Genomic DNA, 22,609 nt, shown 5'->3' with positions numbered 1-22,609 from the left:
AACGAGTTCATTGAGAAGTACTGTTTGTATAGATAAAGAGAAAATGAAGAGTTATTTGCTTTTAGGTATCAGCGTTTTGCTACTGCTGTTCACCCTGCCCAAGCCGCCCCAAGCGGTAAGCCGGTGGGTGGGCCCGGAGCAGTCCGTCCTAAAAAAAGCGTGTGACAACAAAAAATACACGGCCAGGCGCACCTGTAAAAAGAAGTGCCTTACCCATCAAACCCACTCCTCCCCAGAAAACAGCGCCGGTACCGTGACTGATTGTGGCTCACCGATTTATGCGCTAGTTGTAAACGCTATGGCTATGCCCGCTGTTCACTTCTATCCTGAGGCGGAAGTGAAAGGCAGCCTTTTAGCGGTGGCTTACCTCCCCCCTCTGTTGGAGCAGGAACCCAACCCTCCCCGATTTTCTTAACCTGAAGATTTCGCGGTGGCTTCAACGATCTGGCATCCTTTGTCCGATGGAGGGTTCCACTGCGCTTTTGATTCCTTTCACAAAAGGAAAAGGGGCTTGGACTGTCCATGCCTTTCTCACCTCATTTTAAGATAATCAACCCAATGGAAAATACACCTTTGCAAAAAATATCCTATCTGGTCTTGCGCGTGCTGGGTAGCCTCATTTTCATCATGGCCGGTTTAAACCATCTGTTTCAGACCGAAGAAGCGGTAGCCAAATTGCAGAAAGCCCCGTTCATGCACCTAACCTCCTGGATTGCCTCGCCAGAGACCCTTATCATTCTGTCTGGGGTAGGTCTGCTGATGGGCGGTTTGCTTTTGTTAGCAGGGCTACAGACTAAGTGGACGGCAATGTTGCTGGCCTTGATACTCATTCCCATTACCCTCACTGTGCAGGTGGACAGCCCGGCGGGCAACGGTCCTTTGTTCAAAAACATAGCGCTGTTGGGCATGCTGTTTTTCTTTTCTGTGAACGGGGCACGCTATTACAGCTTGGACCAATTCATTCAATCTAAACTTTTTCCTAACATGAATATATCCAAAGCCGGCAAAATGCTGGCCATCTTTGCCATCGCCTTGCTTCCGTTTCTCTCCTCTTGTGCTACCGCTGAAACGAGCACCCAGGTGCCTTCCAAGGCTAGTGCCAAAAACTACGCGGTGCTCATCAGTCAGCCCAACCATGTGAAAGCCGCCGTGCACACTGCTCAGACCATGACGCCCACCAGTGACTATAAAAGGGATTCTTTTGTGGTGATGGCCTGCGCCAAATCGGTGGAGGCCTTCGTGAAGGGCAGTGACATGGCCGCTGAGATAGAGAAGGGAAAAGTGGCGGGCGTGCAGTACAAAGTCTGCGGCATGTCCCTGAAACAGTTCAACATCGACTCCGCCACGCTGGTGGAAGGTGTCACCATCATCCCGAACGGCCTCACCTACATGTTTGACTTGCAGGCCCAGGGCTATACCACGGTGGAGCTGTAGCCGTTTTGGCCTATTTCCCAGAAAATACCTTAAAACGAATAAGATGAACAGAAATAAATTTTCCTTCAAAAGCATCCCGGGCTGGGTCTATACCCTGGCCATTTTTGCCGTGCTGTACGCCACTGGCCTGCACACCGATGTCATTGGCGGGGTTCAACGCCTGTTATTAGCTACCGGCCTCAAAAACGCGGAGATGCCCACTGCCCCAAAAACCTCCACGCCGGCTACTTTGACTTCTACCTCTGCCCCCATGACAGGAGCCGGATTCCAGATGACCGACTTGGAGGGCAAGGTGGTCGCGTTTGAGTCTCTCAAAGGCAAGGTCATCTTCCTGAATGTCTGGGCTACCTGGTGCCCGCCGTGCATTGCCGAGATGCCCAACATCCAGAGCCTCTACGAGAAGGTAGGATCTGACAAGATTGCCTTCGTGATGCTGTCCGTGGACCAGAACGGGATGGACAAGGTGAAGAAATTCATCGCCAAGAAGGGTTTCACCTTCCCGGTGTACCTGCCGGCCAGCCAGATGCCCGAGGAGTTCAACAGCCCGGCCATCCCGTCCACTTACATCATCTCGCCGCAAGGCAAGATAGTGGCCCAGCAGAACGGCATGGCCGAATATGACACGCCCGAGGTGATTGACTTCTTGCAGAAGCTGGCTTCAAAGTAATAGTAAGGCCCAGGCTTGTTTCATGCCTTAAAACAAGCTTGGGCTTACATATCCATCAAATAACACCAGAATCATTGTTTAACTTAATTTGAAAGAATTATGAAATTGAAATTAGTCATAATGGTTTTGCTAGTCATGTTTCTAGCTCCACTTTCCAATGTTCAGGCACAGGCTACATCGACCGTTAAAAAAACTGAGGAAACCAAGCAACACAAGATTGTGTATGACTTGTCAGTAGCAGATACCGCCATGCATGCCGGCTTAATCAGACAATTAAACAACATCAAACGTGGTTGGCCAGATGCTCAGATTGAAGTGGTGGTACATGGCAAAGCCATCAACCTGCTTGTAGCCGGAAAGTCAACCCAAGCCAGTGCGATTAAGGCGCTACAGGCCAAAGGAGTAGTGTTTGTTGCATGTGAGAATACCATGAAAAGAGCTAAAGTTGAAAAGAGCCAGCTGTTGCCCAACACACCAACTGTCGTCATGGGCATAGGTGAAATCGTTACCAAACAGGAAGAAGGTTGGAGCTATATCAAGTATTAAACTTCAAGTACAAATAATAGAAAAAGCGCCCCGTCATCGATCGATGACGGGGCGCTTTTTTGTTGAAAGGTAATGGTTGCTTAGCGTTTGATGGCCACTTCGCCCATATTATCTGGCATAGCTACGGTCTTCATCTCCTTTAACTTCTGAATGATAAAATCGGTGAGCGGTTTCCCGGTTTTGATGATGTTCTGCCCTTTGCCAATTTCATTGAAGTTGTGCAGTCCGGTCAGTAGGCCATTGTGGGTGACAACCTTGTAATTTTGCGCATCCTTTACTGGCTGGCTTTTAATTTGGACGTTGCTCACTCGTTCTCCTATGGGCTTGGTGAGGTCTATTTGGTAACGGATGCCAGCCGTCTGGATGAGCCCACCCACCGCTTCAAGTTTATTCTCGGGCTTCAGGTTTTTTGCGGCCTGCTCCAGGGTTGATTTCAACTGCTTGCCTGTCATGGTCAAGGTTACAATTTTGGATGGGTGTGGCAACAGTTTGTACACTTCCTCACTTGTCACAGGGCCTGGTTTAAAGGAAATACCATACCCTACGCCCGGCATGATGGCCACGTCTCCTTTAAACTCTTTGAGTAAGAGATTGCCTACCAGTTTATCAAACGGACTCTCAGACTTGTACTGTCTTCCTATGACTGCCTCGCTTTCTACCACCAGCTCTTGTAACTGGGCTAGGTGTGGTGTGCGTTGTTGGTCAATTAACGCCTGTATTTCTGCATCTGGTTGCAACTGGTTGTTCCAGAGCCAATGATGATGCGTTTTTACATCAGTCAGCTTTTGGTCTTTGATGATCAACTCTGTTTCGCCCAGTACCGCTCCATCTGACATGGCCTGCACCACAAACGTCTGCCCTATCTTTTTTCTTGGCTCCAGTATGTCATGGCTATGAGCACCAATGATCAGGTCAATCCCTTCTACTTCGCGGGCCATTTTGTAATCCACCGCCGTCCCTTCATGCGAAAGCACCACCACTATGTCAGCTTTCTTTCTGAGCTCCGGCACATAGGTTTTCGCTACGTCCTGGCCCACCTTAAAACTAAGGCCTTTCACATTGTCGGGATTACCGGTTTTGGGTGTGTTGCGGTAGCCAAGCGCCAGAATAGCCACCTTCACCCCGTTCTTTTCTGTAATGATGTAAGGTTCCCCGAAAATTGGTTGTTGCGTGTTGTCATCCGTGATGTTAGCTGCCCGGAAAGGGAAAGTTGCCATCTCCTCCAGTTCGCGCGTGCGTGGAAAACCATAGTCGAAGTCATGGTTCCCCAGCGCCATCAAATCATAGTTCACCGCATTCATGAAGCGAATCATGGCCTCTCCTTTGGTGAGATTGCCCAGTTGATCGTCGCTAAAGGTATCGCCCCCATCCACCAGCAACACATTTTCCGCGCCTTTCTCCTTCCGTACTTTTTTTACAGCGCTAGCCAGGTAGGCAAAGCCCCCTATTTTTGCTGCTTTGTCGAATGTGATAAGCGTGTCACGACCAGCATCTCCGGTTTGGGCGGTAGCGTTATCCCTTGTGGTCAAGAAAGGCATATAGGTGCCGTGCATGTCATTGGTATGCAAAATGCTGATGGACTTCTGTTGGTTTCCTGACATATCACTTGCGGTAGTTGATGTTGGATTTTGGTTTGTGCAGGCGCCGACAAACATGAGTGTTGCCATCCCCAAATGGACGCCTAGTTTCCTACTTAATTTCATAGAAGTAAAGTCTAGTTAATGGGAATTATACTGCCGTGAAAGTGCCCAGCAAATCAACACGCACAGGTGAATGCTTTTCCAGGTATTGCTTCATGGCCTCAATGGCCTTTATACCTGTGTCGGTGCGGTTGGTGCCATACGTTGAGGGCACGCCCTGCTCTGTCACGAAAGCGGTTTTATAGGTCCGTTGCAAGACTAGTTCTTCATCATTCACAAAGAGCTTCTGGATGCGGTTGTTTTTAGGTGCTTCTATCTTTATAAAGGCTCTTAAACCTAAACACCGTTTTACAAATCCACCTTGCTGTGCATACGGGTCAGGCGAGAACGTTTTCTCCAGGTTCCCTTCCAACATTTCCTGCAGTTCCTGTCCCGTCAGTTCCACCGTTCGGATAGAGGAATTCATCGGGATGATGTTATAAAGGTCGTTCAGGGTGACAGGCCCGGGAACGATAGGTGCCCCGTACCGCCAGCCGTTAGAAAAAGCCAGCTCTGCGCCTGTTGCGTGCAACATACTTTGCAGCAGAAAATTGTCCATGGTAGATTCCAGGATGTTGTTCCGGTCCAGCACCGTAGCCGTCTCCCCCACTTTCTGGTTTAACTCTGTTTTATAAGGCTGAACAGCCTGCTGCACCAGCTCCTGCATGGGGACATCATCTGGCAAATGGTCTGAGACTTCCACCAGCTCATGTGAATAGTTGGAGATTCTGCCGTTCTCTAAGGTCAGATCCAAGCGCCCCAGAAGGGAACCATGGCAACCGGACTCTATCACAATCGTTTTCCCCTGTTTTACGGCTTGGGAAGTACGGTAATGGGTGTGACTGCTCAGGCAAACATCTACGCCTTGCACTTCGGAAAGCAGCTTCATGTTTTGCGGAAAGCCCAGGTGAGAAATCAGAACAATGACATCAACCTTTTCTTCCTGCTTTAGCTTGTGTATGTAATCGGGTAGTTCTTTGTTGCCCAGCGTAAAATAGATGCCTTCGCTGAAATGGGGCGGCATGGTCTTATCAACGATGTTACAGGCAATACCGATGATCCCTATTTTCAAGCCATTGATTTCTTTCAAGGTGTAGGGTTCAAAGGCCAGCTTGTCCGTAGCTTTCTCATACACATTGATGGCCAACATGGGGTAGTTGAGCATCTGGGTCAGTTTCTTGAACTGCTCCGGGCCATAGGCAAATTCCCAATGTGCCGTCATAGCGGCCAGGCCAAGCGCATTAAGCACAGGCACCATCACTTCGCCATTAGAAGCAACTGCGGGGTAGGTTCCGTGAAACGTGTCACCACAATCCAGTGCCAGTACGGCATCCTCCTTTTCATGGCGAAGCTGTTTTAGGTACCCTGCTATTTTGGCAAAGCCTCCCGCTCGACGGTACTTTGTGGTGCCACCCTCCCAAAACATCTCCTGGTGCGGTTCCAGGTAGGCATGGGTGTCGTTGAGCTGAAGGATGGTTAGGTTCGTCTGCTTTTCCATAGTCACAAAGGATTGGCTACCCCTTAAAGTTTAACTAGTTGTTATTCTTGTGCTTAATACTCTTCATGATACGCTTTACAGGTGATCTTGCTGCTCTTTTAAACCAAATAGTAAACTGCCAGCAGTGAGCTGCTAGCCACAACCACCCAAAGAACAATCCCTTGCAGAAACGGCCTGATACTAATGGTTTTAAGTAGTGATAGACTGATGCCTGCCCCCGTTAAGAACAAGCTTATAATCAATCCTTTCCGGGCCAGCATAGTCAGCCAGCTATACACTTCGCTCAGGCCGCTCAGGAAAGTGCTGAACAGGGATGCTATCAGGAAGAAAAGTATAAACTTCGGGAAGCTTGCTTTGCCTTCAGACTTAAACAGAAAGCCCGTGATAAGCACCACCGGCAGTATCCATAAAGCCCGCGTGAGTTTAAGCGTGGTGGCAATTTCCAGTGCTTTTTCACCGAACTCCGTGGCGGCCCCTACTACGGAACTGGTATCATGGATGGCAATGGCGGCCCAAACCCCGAACTGTTCCTGTGACAACTGTAGCTTATTGCCTATGAACGGGAAAACAAAGAGCGCTAGGGCATTCAAAATGAACACCACCCCCAGCGCCACTGAAATTTCCTTTTCTGAGGCGTTTATAGCCGGTGCAACCGCTGCAATGGCACTTCCGCCGCAAATAGCCGTACCAGCAGAAATAAGGTGATTGAGCTTTTTCCCCACTCCCAACAGTTTCGCCAAAAGTAACCCGACCACCATGGTAGCGATGAGCGAGATGGCAGTATAAAAGAACCCTGTGAAACCGGTTTCAGCAACCTGATACAGGTTAATACCGAAACCCAACCCGACCACCGAAGCCTGCAAAGAGTACTTGGTGACCGTACTCAGCCTTGCCGGATACGGATTGCCTATAACAAGTCCTAATACTATACCTGATAATAAAGCGAGTGGGGCACTAATCAGGTCAGTTACTAGGATTAACAGCAACAGGAGCCAGAAAATCACCAGTTGACTATACCTTTTGCTTGCAGTCTCCACCGTTTAATTGGTTTGTACCCCTGCTGATCGGAGGGCATCAAACCCTACAGTTGCATTATAAAGGTTATTGAAATTGTTGCTCTTCATGACTGCTGTTGCTTTACTACTTCTGTTGCCGGATTTACAGTATAGCAGGTAGGTGGCGGCCGTATCCAGTTTGGCTATTTCCTGCTCAAAATCCGGGGAAGTGTAGTCTATGTTAACCGCGCCTTTCAGATTTCCTTCCTGGAATTCATAGGGGGTGCGTACATCCAGCACTACAATGTCCTGGTTAGACTCTATCAATCGCTTAACTTCGGTGGCAGTCAAGTTTACTTTCGTACCACCTGTTTCCTGCTGGCAACTGCTGAACCCAAAGAGCAGCAGGAAGGCCATCACATTCATTACATAGTTCATAGCTATCGTTCAATTCTAAGTTTTAAGAATTCTACTGTCTGCAAGTACACACATTGCGTTTTGAACCTAAGTGACAAAAGTCACTGTGAGGTAAAAGTCATTTTGCTTGTTTTGTAAAACCTGACAGTAACAATCCGTTCTAAAGCTTAAAAACATTACTTGAAGCACTACCTGCACATATGGGCCCTGTTGATGATAATTCTTCATCTTTCGATGCTGACGATAATCAGCTTCGTGCCAGGAGAGCGTGCAGGTGTGTCAATAAAAAAGGTTTGTCTGAGGAAAGAAGCTCAAAAGCGGCTAGCGGCATCGGGTGATGAAACCGAACTTTTAAAACAGCTACTTAAAAAAGCACCCGATACAGAAAACGGGCTGAAAGAAGGGACTACTGAAATCCAATGTTCTGTAAAAATTATAAGCACGGAGCCTGCTGATGAATTCGTGTTTGTTCCCCTTTTGCTGGACTTACAAAAGTCTGGCTACAAGCAGGCAACATATTTCTCTCTTAGTAAATATTTAGAGCCTGACCCACCCCGGCTCAGCTAATTATCTTCCAGTTTGAGTGCAATTACTGGGCTACGTCAAACAGTGATTTGCTTCCTCTATCTACACCCTCCCGGCTCATGTAAGGCTTATACCTACAGTATTTGAGCTGGAAGAAAGGGTGTAGTTATAAAATTTAACAGCCAAAATTCAGGTAAGCCTTCCTTTGTTAAGCTTTTCCTTCCTTTCTATAAAACTATAATAACATGATGCTACACATCAAAAGATTTATACTTTCTACCCTACCCGTAATTGGCTTTGTTGCATTGAGCTCTTGCCAGGCGTTGGAAAAGGGTAAAACCATTGACAATACAAATGGCGTTGAAACCATCACCATCTTACAGACGGCAGACATCCACGGACAGCTGATGCCCCACCAGGAGATGTTTGTCGAGAACGGAAAGTTTGTGTTTAAAGAACGTGGCGGCATGGCCCATATTCAGACACTTTTTAAGCTGGTGAAAAAAGAAAACCCCGATGGCACTGTGATTGTGGACGGCGGAGACCTGATACAGGGTAGTGCCGTTGCGGCTATGTCTGAAGGGGACGCCATCGCCCCTGTGATCAGGGCCATGGATTATGATTTCCTGATTCCGGGTAATTGGGAAGTCATCTTTGGCAGTCAAAAAATGCGCAGTATCATGGAGTCCTATGGAAAGCCGGTAGTGTGCGCAAACATCTATGATGAGTCTACCTCTGCTATGGTGTACCCTCCCTACATCATCAAGGAAATGAAAGGTGTAAAACTGGGCTTTATCTCCTACAATGACCCCGAGGTGCCTATCCGCCAGAACCCCGTCTTCAGCAAAGGTCTCCTTTTTAAGAATCTGGAAGACAACATGCAGCCCCTTATCAAAGAGTTGAAAGAGGAAAAAGGCGTTGACATCTTGTTCCTGGTAACGCACTTGGGGATTTCCAAGCAAATATACCTAGCGGACCAACCCGAAATTGAAGGCGTGGACTTTGTACTGGGCAACGATACGCATGAAAGAATCAGAAAGCCACTTAAGCGCAAGTATGCCCAGGTGGTAGAGCCGGGGGGCTTCGGTTCTTTTGTTGGTCGCCTGGACCTTCAGGTGAAAGACGGAAAAATAGTAGGCCAGAACTACGAACTAATTGATGTGGATCCAAAAAAATACCCCGCAGATCCTATTGTTCAGAAAATAGTAGACGAGCAAATAGCTCCCTACAAAAAACAGATGGACCGTGTTTTAGGCTATACCACGCAACCTTTGTACCGCTACCTGGTGGTTGAAAATGCTTTGGATAATATGATAACTGATGCTGTTCGCTGGAAGACTGGTGCTGACATCGCCATTTCAAATGGCTTTCGTTTCGGTACTCCAATTGTGCCTGATGCTTCAGGCAAAGCACCTATTACATATAGTGACATCTGGAACATGCTACCCGTGAACGAGAATGTAAAAACAGGAAGGGTAACCGGCCAGCAGATACAAAACTGGATGGAACAGGAATTACACAACGTTTTTGCGGAGAAGCCACTGGAGCGTTTCGGTGGTTGGGTCATAAGATTCTCTGGCATGGAGCTGACCTTCAAAGCAAACGCACCAAAAGGAGAGCGTGTTCAGTCTATCACAGTGGGAGGAAAACCGCTTGATTTGAAGCGTGAATACACCATGGCGGCCTGCAGGAGAACCGGTGAGCCAGACCATGTATTATGTCGCATGCCAAATGCCAAACATCCTAAGGTATTAGATTATACCGTTCATGATGTAATGGAGGAATACTTGAAGAAAAATGGCACTGTTTCACCTAATATTGACGGAAGAGCCAAGGTCCTTGACCTGGCATCGCCGGTGCTTTCACAGTTGCCCAATGTGGACTATGTGTTTAGGTAAGCTAAAAAAGCGGGGAGTATTGCTTCCCGCTTTTTTTAATACACTTTATACTAGAGATTTTTAGATGTCTCAATCAATTACTAGACAATAAACACTTAAAGTTAAAGAAGCTGCTTTTAGCATTGTCCTTTTATGCTTCCAGCATAACAACACTTAAAAAGCCTACATAAAGGTAACAAGGTGTCATTTTGCCCTGCCTCTTTTGAATGATTCGATGCTTATGGTAGACTCTCCCGGCATCACATTTAAAAATTTTTTCATTTCCGGGCTAGCGTGACTAAAGTCACAGAACGTCTTAGGTTGAATCGGTAAATTTTACCTATGAATGTACCTAACCTGACAAGCCGATGAAACTCAATGAGGAAAAAAACTTAATTGACTTTTTATTTAACATGACCAAAGCGGTAGGTTTTACCGTCTTTGCGGTCTTTATATTGCTGGGGGCAGTCATATTTACTCTGTTCTACCCATCTAACGCAATGCAGTCTGGCCCATCCATTGCGCTTTCTAAGTCCTCTGCTACAACCTTCACTGCCTCAACCTTGGTAGAGGATTACTTATGGGAAGCCCCGGACCACTCAACAATTCCTGCCGGAGCAGCAGGCGAACAAATAAAATATGGCCAGGATTTGGTGGCCCACACTGCCAAATACATAGGCCCTACCGGCAGTGTCCTACAAATCTCAAACGGCATGAATTGTCAAAACTGCCACCTCGGGGCCGGCACCAAGCCCTTTGGCAACAACTATTCGCTGGTCGCTTCCTCCTATCCAAAAGTGCGGGCCCGCTCAGGCAAAAGCGAGAACATTGAAAAGCGGGTAAACGACTGTTTCGAGCGCAGCTTGAATGGTCAATCGCTCTCCCCTAAATCCAAAGAAATGGAGGCCATTGTGGCATACATTAAATGGGTAGGGAAAGACGTGAAAAAAGGCGACAATGTCAAAGGATCTGGGCTTCTTGAAATGGAGGTGCTGGATCGTGCGACTAGTCCTGAACTTGGCAAGGCCGTGTACGTGCAGAAATGCCAAACGTGCCACGGGCAGGAGGGTCAGGGCATGAAAACACCCGGCAACCCTGAATTCCAGTATCCGCCCCTCTGGGGAAAGCACAGTTACAATGATGGGGCCGGGCTTTACCGTATCTCCAACTTTGCGCGCTATGTGAAGGCCAACATGCCTTTAGGAGCCACCCACCGCAATCCGCAGCTGACCGATGAGGAGGCTTGGGATGTAGCCGCGTATGTGAATACCATGCCCCGGCCTAAGAAAGATACACGAAAGGACTGGCCAGATATATCAAAAAAACCCTTTGACCATCCGTTTGGTCCTTACAAGGACTCTTATAGTGAACATCAGCATAAATATGGCCCGTATAAACCTATAATGATCTCCAAAAACTAGTTGATCGTCTGGGCAGTGGAGGATGTATAAGGCGAATGACAATTCTAATGTATTGCTTAGGTTTACCCCTACCTACATTTTACAAATCAAAAAGGGTGAATAACTATGGGTATATGATATAATAGGGCAAGTTCCATTCTATCACGATGCTAGAAGCAAATCAATCCTTTCCTGTTATTCCCCACAATAGATGAGCGTCTAGGATAGAGGATATGTAAAGCTGAAGCAGATTCACTGAGCCTAGATTGGATCTTAGGTTCTGCATAACCCTCTTGTTCCTTAAATTAATTGTTTGTCTCTCCAGATTCAGAACAAGACTATGCAATGGGATTTTAAAAAATCAGGAGCCTTTTAATTCCTAGAAGTTGAGACGAGGGTGTCTAAATGCGTTTCTGTATTTAAATGCTCTTCTCGCAATAACGGTGATGAATTCTTTGAACTTGTATTGCCTGAAATATTCCGCCCCTGCTAGCTTTGAAGCCGGATTGGTTTAGCTTCTCGGCAATGCCTAGCCAAGTCATTCGTTGATCCCGGTAAAGACGAATTAACTCGGCTGCCCTCCTGTTATTATCATTGGAGGCTGCTTTCTTTTTGATGGCCTCAACGCCAAGTTCCCTGCCGGTTTCAGTCAAATTATCCAGATTGCCCAATTGCTGGCCACGGGCTTTCAGTGCCTGAAGCGCAACCTTGGTGCGCTTGCTTATCTGCTCCCGCTCGTGCTGGGCCATGGTTCCCCATATACCGATGTTGAGCGTATTCATCTCGGGGATGTCCAGGCACAGCCAGTTGATGTTATTCTTCTCTACCCTTTTCTTAAGCTGGAAAAGAAAGGCCACCTCCCTGCTCAACCGGTCCAACTTGGCGATAATCAAAGTGGCGCTTTGCTTCTTGGCCGCCAGAATGGCCTGCTCCAGCAGTGGGCGGTCGTCATTCTTGCCGGACTCATGCTCGGTGAACTCCCGGATGATGCCGTCTGGGTTTTTGGTGAAGGAGATGACGGCGGCGCGCTGGGCCTCCAGGCCAAGGCCGCTCCTGCCCTGCTTGGCGGTCGACACCCGGTAGTAGGCGATGTACTTCTGATACTCCATATATATATAAGAGTGGCTGTTGGAATTTCAGGTGCTGTTTTGCAATTGCAAAAACATATGACTTTTCTCCCCTGCCGCCCATTTCATTTTTTCTTTTTTGCTAAGTTACCCCCTATTTTACAAATCAGCAACGAACGTTCCTGATTTGTAAAATAGGGGGTAAGTTCTCTTTTTTAATATATTTTAGTGTTTTCTAAAATAATTATTTTAGCGTTTGCTTAAATACTACATCGTTTATACCTTTGTATAAATAAAAAAACATTCGACCGATTATTATGAAAGATAGCACCAATAGTTGCATCCGGGTTTTTGCTGATGCGGACCACATCAACACCTGTAAAAAGAGAATGGAAAATGTAAATGAAACAATCCAGGTTCTAGCCAATGCTCTGAGCCTAGCCGGAAACGAGGTGCGCTTGAAGATTTTATTTCTGCTGTACGAAGAGCAAAACCTGTGTGTCTGTGACCTGAGCGACGTGCTCGGCATGAACGTCTCGGCTATCTCGCAGCACCTGCGCAAACTCAAGGACGGGAACATCATCAAATCCAAGAAGACCGGGCAGACCATCTTCTATTCCCTTAACCCCGAGTTCGGCAAGCTGTTCCAGCCTTACTTTTCCCTGATCGAAAAAAACCAAATAGATAATCCAGTAGCATGAAGAACAACACCATGGACAGCCCCAAAGAAGGCACCTCCACTTCATTCGTAGGGGCCGGCATCCTGGCCGCCTTGGCCGCCTCCCTCTGCTGCATCACTCCGGTGCTGGCCTTGCTGGGCGGCATCAGCGGCATCGCCGCGACCTTCTCCTGGCTGGAGCCTTTCCGTCCCTACCTGGTAGGGGCGTCGGTGCTGGTGCTGGGGTTCGCCTGGTACCAGAAGCTGAAACCCCAGCCGGCCGGCCAGATGGACTGCGCCTGTGACGAGGACGAGAAGCCTTCTTTTCTGCAGTCGAAGGCCTTCCTTGGGATAGTGACCGCGATAGCCGCCGTCCTGCTGGCCTTCCCCTACTACTCCGGCGCCTTCTTCCCGAAGGAGAGCCCGTCCACTGCCCTTGCCGCGCCGGCCGCCACCGCCACCCGCGCCAACCTATACATCGCGGGCATGACGTGCAGCGGCTGCGAGCACAGCGTGAACAATGCCCTGCGGCAAACCCCTGGGGTGGTGGAGGCCAACTCCTCCTACAGCACCGGCATTGCACAGGTCACCTATGACAAAAGCAAGGTGGACCTGTCGAGGCTGGCCCAGAACGTGGCCACGGAGACCGGGTACAAGGTCACCAAGTTTGAAGAAGTAAATCAAAAGTAAACCACCTAAAAAACCATGCCATGAGAAAATTCCTTATTATTTCCTCTATCCTTGCCTTCACCCAGATCTGCGGGTGCGGCACCTGTTCCCTGTTCGCCAAACCGGTCGGGCTGTCTGGTACCGCTATCGAAGTAAAGAAAGCGGATGTCAAGACCATCCAGGTGAAAGTCACCGGCCTGACCTGCGCCGGGTGCGCCAGCGGTCTGCAGAAAGCCTTGGGCAAGCAGGCCGGGATCCTGTCCAACGAGGTGCAGTACCCGGGGGACGTGGCCACCATAAAATACGACGCGGCCAAGGTGTCGGAGAAGCAAATCCTTGCCGCCATTGAGAAAGCGGGCTACAAAGGCCAGGTGCTGCCTGAGACCAAAAGTGCAGGTAAAACCACCAGCCTAAAAGCAACAGGAGGCTGCTGCGCCAAAAAAGCAATTTTATAAAGTTAAATTTTATACAGCCTTAGAAGACTATGAAAAAAGAACAGGTAGAATTGGCTATTACGGGTATGACGTGCGAGCATTGCGCAGCTTCTATTGCTAAAAGATTCGAAGGAAAACCTGGTATCATAAATGAAGTAATCAGTTATCCGGATGGCAAAGGCAAGTTCTCCTATGACCCAGATGTGATAACAAAGGAAGCTATCATCAATACCATAAATGGAATAGGTCATTATAAAGTAGCCGGTGAAATAAACTCCCCAATAAATACATTCGATTTTCAATCAGATTTTGACTTGATTATTGTTGGGGGCGGTTCAGCTGCTTTTGCTGCGGCCATCTATGCCAATGAACAGAGCCTATCTACTTTAATAATCAATGCTGGTTTGCCCATTGGAGGAACCTGCGTAAATGTAGGCTGCGTGCCTTCTAAATTTCTGATTAGGGCCGCTGAAAGCATCCGCCACGCTAGTCATTCGCCCTTTGCCGGGGTACAACCGGGAAAAGCTACCTGGGATTACAGCAGAATTATCCAGCAGAAGCGGGAGCTTGTAGATGCGATGCGGGAAGAAAAGTATGAGAATATCCTGGAAACACTGGAGTTTGTAAAAACCGTGGAGGGCCGGGCTGAATTTTTGGATACTAAGACGGTACTGGTGGATGGGAAGCAGAAATACACGGGCCTTAAATTTATTATCGCTACCGGTGCTACCACCTTTATCCCCGCCTTGCCAGGATTAGAGCAGGTAAACTATCTTACCAATGAATCCATCTTCGAACTGGATGGCCTGCCCGAATCCCTGACCGTTCTGGGGGGAGGTTATATTGCTTTGGAAATCGCCCAGGCCTATCACCGTTTTGGTAGCAAGGTCCGGGTTATCCAGCGCTCGGAAAGAATATTAAGTTCGCAACCGGCGGAAGTGTCGGATGAATTGGCCCGGCACCTGCGGGAAGAAGGTATAGAAATTATCTCCGGAACCAGTATCCAAAAGGTGACGCAACAAGAAGGTAAGGTTCAGCTCTTTATTAATGTCCATGGCCAAAACCAAGTCATTGAGTCTACCCATTTGCTAGTTGCTACCGGAACCAAGGCTAACACCAGCAATCTTGGCTTGGATAAAATTAATGTGACGCTGGAAAAGACGGGTCAGATAAAAGTAAACTCGCTGCTGGAGACCTCCGTGCCTAATATTTATGCCATAGGCGATGTTACGGCGAATCCTGCTTTTGTGTATGCCGCTGCTTATGAAGGTAAATTGGCCGTAAGAAATGCCTTTAACGGGGCACAATTAAATACTGATTTCAGCGCCTTGCCGTGGGTGGTGTTTACTGACCCCCAAATAGCCGGGGTAGGCTTGGATGAAAAGGAAGCTGAAGTATTGGGTATTCCATACGAAGTAAGCCGGTTACCGCTAAGCTATGTTCCCCGGAGTATTGCGGCCCTGGATACCCGTGGCTTTATTAAGCTGGTACGGAATACCGAGACAGACCGGTTTATCGGTGCCCGAATAGTGGCTCCGGAAGGAGGCGAATTGATTTCGCAGATAACGCTGGCTATGCGCTGCGGCATGACTGTGGAAGAAGTCGCCACCACCTTATATCCTTACCTGACCCTTTCGGAAGGTATTAAGCTGGCTGCAATCGGCTTTAGTAAGGACATCGCTAAATTAAGCTGCTGTGCTAGCTAGACTCCGTTATATTTTAAAAATAGAAAAGCAGGTAAGATTAAATTCACCTGCTTTTCTATTTTTAATCTGGGATAATTAAGTTTTAATCGTAATATTGCGTTATAATAATAAAGCTGAAAAAATGGGTGTTACCAAAACACAGAATTTTACGGAGGGGCAGAACCAGATAGCTGCGTATGCCAAGGCACTGGCGCATCCGGCTAGGGTGGCGATATTACAATACCTTTTGAAAAAGCAAACTTGTATCTGCGGGGATTTGGTGGGGGAATTGCCTTTGGCGCAGGCCACGGTTTCACAGCACTTGAAAGAACTAAAGGCAGTAGGGCTTATTACAGGTACCGTGGAAGGTACCAGTGTTTGCTACTGTATCGATAAGCATAAGTGGGAAGAGGTGAGGGATGTTTTTTTCAACATATTCTCCAGCAATGTAGAATGCCAGGATAGTTGCTGTTAAGTTTTTTTGTTTCTATTTATCGTAATAAAGCAATAATATGTTAATGAAAGGCTCTTGTACACATTAAATTTTAAGTACGAAGTTTTACTGCAATTGTATGTTGCGGACGGAGCACAGATAATAAGCGTCAAGTTTTAACCTTTCAATCTAAATATCATGAAACTATCAGAAATAAAAGACATCCTGAAAAATGCAGAATCGGTTGATTTTGAACTTGAAAATGGAATGAAAGTTCCGGAACACTTCCACGTGACTGAAGTAGGGGTTGTTACCAAGAATTTTATCGATTGCGGCGGCACCGTGCGGAACGAGAAAGTCGCAAATTTTCAGCTTTGGGATGCCAATGACTTTGACCACCGGCTTAAGCCTCAAAAACTATTGAACATTATTGCTTTATCGGAGAAAACCCTGGGTATGGAAGACTTGGAAGTAGAAGTTGAGTACCAGGGAGACACTATCGGTAAGTATGACCTTTCTCATGACGGCAAAGGCTTCGTTCTGCTACCCAAGAGAACAAATTGCCTGGCACCAGACAAATGCGGGGTTCCGACGGAAAAGTTTAAAATTAACCTCAACCAGTTAAATACCTCCAATACCTGCGCGCCAGGCACAGGTTGCTGCTGATTCACAATACTGGCTACCTCATAATCGATTTGGGGGAGCCAGTATATCAAAAACTTTACATCTGAATATGAAAAACATACTTGTTCTCTGTACCGGGAATTCCTGCCGCAGCCAATTGGCCGAAGGGTACCTGCGGCATTTTGCCGGAGGCCAGGCCACTATTTACAGCGCCGGCATCGAAACCCACGGCGTAAACCCACGGGCTATTGCTACGATGGCCGAAGATGGCATCGATATTTCAGGCCATACCTCCAATCACATTGATGAATACCAACTCGTGCCCTTTGATTATATCATTACCGTGTGCGACCATGCCCAGGAAAATTGCCCTTACTTCCCATCCAAGGCTACCCGCTTCCATCAGAACTTTACTGACCCGGCTAAGGCCACCGGAACGGAAGAAGAGGTTAAAGCTGCTTTTGGCCAGGTACGGGACCAAATAAAAGTTTACAGTCAACAGTTCGTGGCTGACCACATTCTAAATAAAACTGCAATTGCAAAGTAAAACCCGATAACTACAATGAGAATAGCCCTTTTTAGCGATATACATGCGAATTTACCTGCTTTGGAAGCCGTATTTGCCGATATGGATAAGCAGAACCTGGATGCCATTTATTGTTTAGGAGACCTGGTGGGCTATGCTCCCTGGGCAAATGAAGTAGTAGCTGAAATCCGGAAAAGGAGAATACCAACTATTGCCGGAAATTATGATGAAGGGGTAGGGCTAGCCAGCCCAAACTGTGGCTGCGCCTATAAAACCGATACGGAAAAATCACTGGGGCAACAGTCTATCGATTTCACGAATAGCATCGTGACAGATGAAACCCGGCATTATCTAAGGATGCTGCCGCGTCATATCCGGTTGACTTTCATGGATGATTCGAAAGTTGAGAATAAAATAGAAGCCTTGTTAGTACACGGTAGTCCGCGCAAGATAAACGAATACCTATTTGAGGACCGCCCGGAGAAAAGCTTCCTGCATATGTTTGCCGATGCCCAGGCGGACATTATGTTTTTTGGCCATACCCATAAACCATACCACCGGGCCATGCCTTATGAGCACGAAGGACAAACCCGCTACCGCCATGCTATCAATATCGGTTCAGTGGGCAAGCCAAAGGACGGAGACCCCCGCAGCTGCTATGTCATCCTGGAGTTGACCCCGGAGAGTAGTTTGTCCAATCCGGAAAGCATCAAGGTTGAGTTTGTTCGGGTTGCCTATGATGTGGAGAAATCAGCTCAGGCTGTAGAAGCCAGCCCATTGCCTAACGAGTTCGCCGATATGCTCCGGACGGCATAATGAATTTCACTTTTATTATATAGATAATGAGTCAATGTACAGTAGATAAGAGGAAAAAGCTTTCCCGGTTGGACCAATTCCTGACCCTGTGGATTTTCTTAGCGATGGCTATCGGGGTCCTAATCGGCTATGTATATCCAGGAACTGAAGACGTGATAAATGCCTTTCAGGTAGGCACAGTTAATGTGCCCATTGCTATCGGTCTGATTTTAATGATGTACCCACCTTTGGCCAAAGTTAAATACGGGCAGTTAGGGCGGGTATTCAAAAATGTAAAGGTCATCACACTTTCTCTGGTTTTAAACTGGATAATTGGGCCTATTCTGATGTTTCTCCTGGCGATTATTTTCCTGCGGGACTATCCGGAATATATGGTGGGAATCATTCTGATAGGTTTGGCGCGTTGTATTGCAATGGTACTGGTATGGAATGAACTGGCCGAAGGCGACCGGGAATATGCAGCCGGTTTGGTAGCTTTCAATAGTATCTTCCAAGTGCTTTTTTACAGTGTTTTCGCTTTCGTCTTTATTACCGTTCTTCCTACCTGGTTTGGCTTGGAAGGCGAGATTGTGGATATAAGCATGGGTGCTATTGCCGAAAGTGTAGGCATATACCTCGGGGTGCCTTTCCTGATGGGCTTTCTGTCCAGCTTTTTCTTACGCCGCATGAAGGGGGATATCTGGTATAATACGGTTTTTATTCCGGCTATCAGCCCTATAACCTTGATTGCCCTGTTGTTTACAATTGTGGTGATGTTCAGCCTTAAGGGTAATTTAATCGTGCGCATACCGATGGACGTGGTGCGCATCGCTATCCCGCTGGTGATTTATTTCGCCATCATGTTCGTGGTGAGCCTCTACATGGGCAAAGCACTGGGTGCTAATTATGCGCAGAATGCATCTGTGGCCTTTACTGCTACAGGCAATAATTTTGAACTGGCGATAGCCGTGGCCATCGGTGTTTTCGGATTGAATTCCGGGCAGGCCTTTGCCGGGGTGGTTGGGCCCCTTATCGAAGTTCCTGCTTTGATTGGTTTGGTGAACCTAGCTTATTGGTTCCGGAAGAAGTATTATGGGAAGGATGCCTATTCCGAGCCCCTTCCGCAAAGCAATTGATTGAACTTTAACCTCTGTATTTATGATTGATTTAGTTGTTTTGACGGATTTCTCTACGGCAGCAGATAACGCTTTGCATTATGCCGTTTCGTTAGCTAAGAAAGTACCGACTACAATAAAATTGGTGCATATCTGGCAGCACTCCATTTTAGATGCAAATTATTTTGTGGAGGCAGCCCCCTATTCCAAGTATTTCGAGGATAAATTTCCCATCTCCTCCAGTGAGGAGCAGGAGGCTGCTTTGCAGAGAAGATGCGATGAATTTGGTAATGAACTTACCATTGAGCCAGTCTTGCTTACCGGTTCAATGGCAGGTCAGTTAGCGGCTTATCTACAGTCATTGAACAATCCTTTAGTAGTAATAGGAAAATGCTATACAGAGGATATCCCGGATGAAATGGTGGACAGCACATCTCTTCATCTGTTGAAATTGGAGAAGCTTTCGCTGCTCGTAGTACCGGAAGTTATCAAAGTACATGCATTCCCAAGGCAATTAGTTATTGGTTTAGATGGAAAGAAGTTTGCTTTTCCATCTACTATTCTGAATGAGATGGTTGAGGCTTTGCAGCCGGTAGTTCAAGTAGTTCATGTATCTGCGGAAATGAATGAGCACAGGGCTACCCATATTAATCAACTAATAAACAAACAACTTTCCTTTGCCACAGACAAACTGGAGACGAAATGGGTTTCTGATGCCAATGTGGTTGCCGGGCTTAGCCGTTACCTACAGGAAAATAAGGGGGACATTTTATTGAGTTTGGTTTCAAGGAAGCGCTCTTTCATAGAGAAACTTTTTCATGAAAGCACCATTGCTCAATTTATCCGCCATGCCACATACCCACTTTTGATTTTACCAGGGTAAAGCAAAAAAGACAATTAAGCTTTATGTAACATCAGAAAGGTGAGAATCTGATGTACATATTAACCGGTAGCAGAGTAGTCTCCTGCTTTCGGTAAGGCCTGTTCGAAAGAACGGGCCTTTTGCAGTTTATATATTAAGGAAAACTCTGGATACTATCTTCTGTCAGAAGTTTCCTGCTATGGGATTCATTGAATCTTATAGTTAGAAAATCAGCTTCAAGCTAGTTAATATGTTATCCTTTTTAATTGGTTACTAGGCTAAATCTTGTTATTCTTTTCTTTAATTCTGTAACGGTCTAGAGGGAAGGCAGCTTTAACTTCGTATATAATTAACATGGAATTAAGGATATGAAGAATTATAATGATACCTCCACTATCCCTGAGCGAATTGCGGATGAAGCCATTAGCCAAGCTTCCATGCCGGTCACCGGTATGACTTGTGCAGCTTGTGCGGTTAGTGTGGAATCCATGGTTGCCAGTACGCCGGGCGTTACCCAGGCTAACGTAAACTTTGCGACCCAGACTTTACAGGTTACCTATAATCCGGAAAAGGTACAGGTAATTGATATGCAAAAGGCGCTTCAATCGGTCGGGTATGACTTGATAATAGATACTGAGAATGCCCAGGAGATTCAAGAGGAAACCCAGCAGAGCCATTACCGGGAGCTCAAAAGAAAGACTGTTTTGGCAGGCCTACTTACGCTGCCTGTGGTCGTCATCGGGATGTTCTTTATGGAGATGCCTTATGGCAATTGGATAATGATGGCTTTAAGTGCCCCGGTTCTATTTGTATTTGGACGCAACTTCTTTGTCAATGCCTTCAAGCAAGCCCGCCATGGTAAGGCCAACATGGATACGCTGGTAGCTCTAAGTACCGGCACTGCCTTCGCTTTTAGTGTTTTTAATACAGTAAATCCCGGTTTTTGGCATGCGCGAAATTTACATCCCCACGTTTATTTTGAGGCGGCTGCGGTTGTCATTGTTTTTATCATGCTGGGCAAATTGCTGGAAGAGCGGGCAAAATCCAGTACCTCTTCAGCGATAAAAAAACTGATTGGGCTGCAGCCTAAAACAGTTTGGCTTGTTGAGGGAGACCAGGAACGCGAAGTGCCCATTTCAACTATTCAGAAAGGAAATGTTCTTCTCGTGCGTTCCGGCGAAAAAGTACCGGTAGACGGTGAAGTTTCCTCCGGTTCTTCTTATGTTGACGAATCGATGATAAGCGGGGAACCAGTGCCTGTTTCCAAAAGAATGGGCGATAAAGTATTTGCCGGAACAATTAACCAAAAAGGCAGCTTTCGCTTTACGGCTGAGAAGGTGGGCAGTGAGACACTTTTAGCTCAAATCATCAAATTAGTGCAGGATGCCCAGGGTTCTAAAGCCCCGGTGCAGAAATTAGTCGATAAAATAGCCGGGATTTTCGTGCCCGTTGTGTTTGTTTTTGCTCTTGTCACTTTGGTTACTTGGCTGGTTTTAGGCGGTGATAACGGCCTTTCACAAGGATTACTGGCTTTCGTAACGGTGTTGGTTATTGCCTGCCCCTGCGCATTGGGTCTAGCCACCCCCACAGCTATTATGGTAGGGGTAGGGAAGGGAGCCGAACATGGTATCCTTATAAAAGATGCCGAAAGTTTAGAACAGGCACACCGCCTGAATGCTCTCATTCTAGATAAAACCGGTACCATAACCGAAGGCAAGCCAGTAGTAACGGATGTTCTCTGGGCGGAAGAAGTCCGCTCACGTCACAGAGAGCTGCAATCCGTGCTATTCTCCCTGGAACAACTATCTGAGCATCCTTTAGCGGAAGCCGTAGCCCGCCACCTGCGGGATGGCGCTGTCCCATCTGTGGAGATAGATGGGTTCGATAGCGTAACCGGAAAAGGGGTGAAGGCAAGCTGGCAGGGACGCTTCTACTTAGTGGGCAGCCCTAAGTACATGGCTGCAGAGGAAATATCGGTTTCAAGTGACCTGTCCAGTGTGGCCGAAAATTGGGCAGAGGCAGCTAAAACCGTGATTTATTTTGCAGAGGAGGGGAAGGCAGTGGCTATCTTGGCCATTGCCGACAAGGTTAAAGATACATCGGCTAAGGCGATTGAATTACTGCAGCAAAGGGGAATCGAGGTTTATATGCTGACTGGTGATAATGCCCGAACGGCGGCTTCAGTTGCCCGGCAGGTGGGGATTGAGCATTTCCAAGCTGAGGTAATGCCAAGCGAGAAGGCTGATTTTATAAAGCTTCTTCAAAGCCAAGGCAAAGTCGTAGGGATGGTAGGGGACGGGATTAATGACTCTCAGGCACTGGCGCAGGCAGATGTAAGCATCGCAATGGGGAAAGGTTCGGATATAGCCATTGACGTAGCCAAGATGACTCTCATTACCTCTGATTTGCAATTGTTACCGAAGGCCCTGAAGTTATCTAAGTTAACCGTGAATGCCATCCGGCAGAATTTATTCTGGGCTTTTATCTATAACCTTGTTGGCATTCCGATTGCAGCTGGCGTGCTCTACCCGTTCTATGGATTCTTATTGGACCCTATGATTGCCGGGGCAGCGATGGCGCTGAGTTCGGTATCAGTAGTTGCTAACAGCCTGCGTTTGAAAGCACAGCAGCTATAATTTTATAATGCGTTTTCCAATTGTAAAAGCCTAGTGCTTGTCAGACCGGCAGACACTAGGCTTTTAA

General features: G+C 47.2%; 23 protein-coding genes. 18 read left to right on the top strand and 5 right to left on the bottom strand.

All coding sequences use genetic code 11. The features are described 5' to 3' along the window. Nucleotides 1-43 precede the first annotated feature (43 nt). The 4 genes from H7U12_RS01450 (at nucleotide 44) to H7U12_RS01435 (ending at nucleotide 2,647) form a co-directional block, all read left to right on the top strand. Entirely contained in the window at nucleotides 44-415 is a 372-nt protein-coding gene (locus H7U12_RS01450; RefSeq protein ID WP_186631743.1) for a hypothetical protein, read from the top strand. A 158-nt stretch (nucleotides 416-573) separates the two neighbouring features. Next, nucleotides 574-1,434, top strand: a complete 861-nt coding sequence (locus H7U12_RS01445) for a DoxX family membrane protein (protein ID WP_241749040.1) — start codon at nucleotides 574-576, stop codon at nucleotides 1,432-1,434. Between the two features lie 43 nt (nucleotides 1,435-1,477). Beyond that, on the top strand, nucleotides 1,478-2,101 hold the full coding sequence (locus tag H7U12_RS01440; RefSeq protein ID WP_186631737.1) for a TlpA family protein disulfide reductase: 624 nt from the start codon (nucleotides 1,478-1,480) through the stop codon (nucleotides 2,099-2,101). Nucleotides 2,102-2,200: 99 nt separating this feature from the next. After that, nucleotides 2,201-2,647, top strand: coding sequence for a DsrE family protein (locus H7U12_RS01435; protein WP_186631734.1), 447 nt, complete (start codon nucleotides 2,201-2,203; stop codon nucleotides 2,645-2,647). An 80-nt stretch (nucleotides 2,648-2,727) separates the two neighbouring features. Here the strand turns inward: H7U12_RS01435 and H7U12_RS01430 are convergent, their stop codons facing one another. The 4 genes from H7U12_RS01430 to H7U12_RS01415 all read right to left on the bottom strand — a co-directional run bounded on the left by H7U12_RS01430 (nucleotide 2,728) and on the right by H7U12_RS01415 (nucleotide 7,257). Next, complete coding sequence (locus H7U12_RS01430; RefSeq protein WP_241749036.1) at nucleotides 2,728-4,248, bottom strand: bifunctional metallophosphatase/5'-nucleotidase; 1,521 nt, start codon at nucleotides 4,246-4,248, stop codon at nucleotides 2,728-2,730. A 127-nt stretch (nucleotides 4,249-4,375) separates the two neighbouring features. Next, entirely contained in the window at nucleotides 4,376-5,824 is a 1,449-nt protein-coding gene (locus tag H7U12_RS01425; RefSeq protein WP_186631728.1) for a bifunctional metallophosphatase/5'-nucleotidase, read from the bottom strand. 98 nt (nucleotides 5,825-5,922) lie between these two features. Beyond that, on the bottom strand, nucleotides 5,923-6,861 hold the full coding sequence (locus tag H7U12_RS01420) for a YeiH family protein (RefSeq protein ID WP_186631725.1): 939 nt from the start codon (nucleotides 6,859-6,861) through the stop codon (nucleotides 5,923-5,925). Between the two features lie 3 nt (nucleotides 6,862-6,864). After that, nucleotides 6,865-7,257 (bottom strand): rhodanese-like domain-containing protein, encoded by a 393-nt coding sequence (locus H7U12_RS01415; protein WP_225986427.1) that lies wholly within the window; start codon nucleotides 7,255-7,257, stop codon nucleotides 6,865-6,867. 159 nt (nucleotides 7,258-7,416) lie between these two features. Between H7U12_RS01415 and H7U12_RS01410 the strand changes: the two genes are divergently transcribed. The 3 genes from H7U12_RS01410 (at nucleotide 7,417) to H7U12_RS01400 (ending at nucleotide 11,059) form a co-directional block, all read left to right on the top strand. After that, entirely contained in the window at nucleotides 7,417-7,803 is a 387-nt protein-coding gene (locus H7U12_RS01410) for a hypothetical protein (protein ID WP_186631722.1), read from the top strand. A 203-nt stretch (nucleotides 7,804-8,006) separates the two neighbouring features. Beyond that, nucleotides 8,007-9,659: a bifunctional metallophosphatase/5'-nucleotidase gene (locus H7U12_RS01405; RefSeq protein WP_186631719.1), complete on the top strand. Its 1,653-nt coding sequence runs from the start codon at nucleotides 8,007-8,009 to the stop codon at nucleotides 9,657-9,659. A gap of 347 nt (nucleotides 9,660-10,006) precedes the next feature. Then, nucleotides 10,007-11,059 (top strand): c-type cytochrome, encoded by a 1,053-nt coding sequence (locus H7U12_RS01400; protein WP_186631715.1) that lies wholly within the window; start codon nucleotides 10,007-10,009, stop codon nucleotides 11,057-11,059. A 398-nt stretch (nucleotides 11,060-11,457) separates the two neighbouring features. Here H7U12_RS01400 and H7U12_RS01395 read toward each other — a convergent pair whose 3' ends face one another. Further along, nucleotides 11,458-12,147, bottom strand: a complete 690-nt coding sequence (locus H7U12_RS01395; protein ID WP_186631712.1) for a recombinase family protein — start codon at nucleotides 12,145-12,147, stop codon at nucleotides 11,458-11,460. A 347-nt stretch (nucleotides 12,148-12,494) separates the two neighbouring features. Between H7U12_RS01395 and H7U12_RS01390 the strand changes: the two genes are divergently transcribed. From H7U12_RS01390 to H7U12_RS01340, 11 genes are all read left to right on the top strand, one after another. Next, nucleotides 12,495-12,806, top strand: a complete 312-nt coding sequence (locus H7U12_RS01390) for an ArsR/SmtB family transcription factor (protein WP_455566833.1) — start codon at nucleotides 12,495-12,497, stop codon at nucleotides 12,804-12,806. After that, on the top strand, nucleotides 12,803-13,453 hold the full coding sequence (gene merTP, locus H7U12_RS01385; RefSeq protein WP_241749025.1) for a mercuric transport protein MerTP: 651 nt from the start codon (nucleotides 12,803-12,805) through the stop codon (nucleotides 13,451-13,453). The genes H7U12_RS01390 and merTP overlap by 4 nt, the downstream gene beginning before the upstream one ends. Before the next feature lie 20 nt (nucleotides 13,454-13,473). Further along, complete coding sequence (locus H7U12_RS01380) at nucleotides 13,474-13,887, top strand: heavy-metal-associated domain-containing protein (protein ID WP_186631707.1); 414 nt, start codon at nucleotides 13,474-13,476, stop codon at nucleotides 13,885-13,887. A gap of 29 nt (nucleotides 13,888-13,916) precedes the next feature. Continuing rightward, nucleotides 13,917-15,572 carry a mercury(II) reductase gene (merA, locus tag H7U12_RS01375; protein ID WP_186631704.1) on the top strand — a complete coding sequence of 552 codons (1,656 nt, stop codon included), beginning with the start codon at nucleotides 13,917-13,919 and terminating at the stop codon, nucleotides 15,570-15,572. A 121-nt stretch (nucleotides 15,573-15,693) separates the two neighbouring features. Next, on the top strand, nucleotides 15,694-16,026 hold the full coding sequence (locus tag H7U12_RS01370; RefSeq protein ID WP_186631701.1) for an ArsR/SmtB family transcription factor: 333 nt from the start codon (nucleotides 15,694-15,696) through the stop codon (nucleotides 16,024-16,026). A gap of 156 nt (nucleotides 16,027-16,182) precedes the next feature. Then, nucleotides 16,183-16,650: a DUF6428 family protein gene (locus tag H7U12_RS01365; protein ID WP_186631698.1), complete on the top strand. Its 468-nt coding sequence runs from the start codon at nucleotides 16,183-16,185 to the stop codon at nucleotides 16,648-16,650. Nucleotides 16,651-16,717: 67 nt separating this feature from the next. Further along, on the top strand, nucleotides 16,718-17,155 hold the full coding sequence (locus H7U12_RS01360) for an arsenate reductase ArsC (protein WP_186631695.1): 438 nt from the start codon (nucleotides 16,718-16,720) through the stop codon (nucleotides 17,153-17,155). 15 nt (nucleotides 17,156-17,170) lie between these two features. Continuing rightward, on the top strand, nucleotides 17,171-17,950 hold the full coding sequence (locus H7U12_RS01355; protein WP_186631692.1) for a metallophosphoesterase family protein: 780 nt from the start codon (nucleotides 17,171-17,173) through the stop codon (nucleotides 17,948-17,950). Nucleotides 17,951-17,976: 26 nt separating this feature from the next. After that, nucleotides 17,977-19,065, top strand: coding sequence for an ACR3 family arsenite efflux transporter (gene arsB / locus H7U12_RS01350; protein ID WP_186631689.1), 1,089 nt, complete (start codon nucleotides 17,977-17,979; stop codon nucleotides 19,063-19,065). A gap of 22 nt (nucleotides 19,066-19,087) precedes the next feature. After that, complete coding sequence (locus H7U12_RS01345; RefSeq protein ID WP_186631686.1) at nucleotides 19,088-19,927, top strand: universal stress protein; 840 nt, start codon at nucleotides 19,088-19,090, stop codon at nucleotides 19,925-19,927. Between the two features lie 347 nt (nucleotides 19,928-20,274). Beyond that, nucleotides 20,275-22,542 carry a heavy metal translocating P-type ATPase gene (locus tag H7U12_RS01340; RefSeq protein ID WP_241749023.1) on the top strand — a complete coding sequence of 756 codons (2,268 nt, stop codon included), beginning with the start codon at nucleotides 20,275-20,277 and terminating at the stop codon, nucleotides 22,540-22,542. Nucleotides 22,543-22,609: the final 67 nt, after the last annotated feature.

Origin of the sequence: Rufibacter sediminis (assembly GCF_014269285.1) — a bacterium.
Lineage (GTDB): Bacteria > Bacteroidota > Bacteroidia > Cytophagales > Hymenobacteraceae > Nibribacter > Nibribacter sediminis.
The sequence above is the reverse complement of the archived record's forward strand: the minus strand, read 5'-3'. Positions and strand labels throughout refer to the sequence as shown.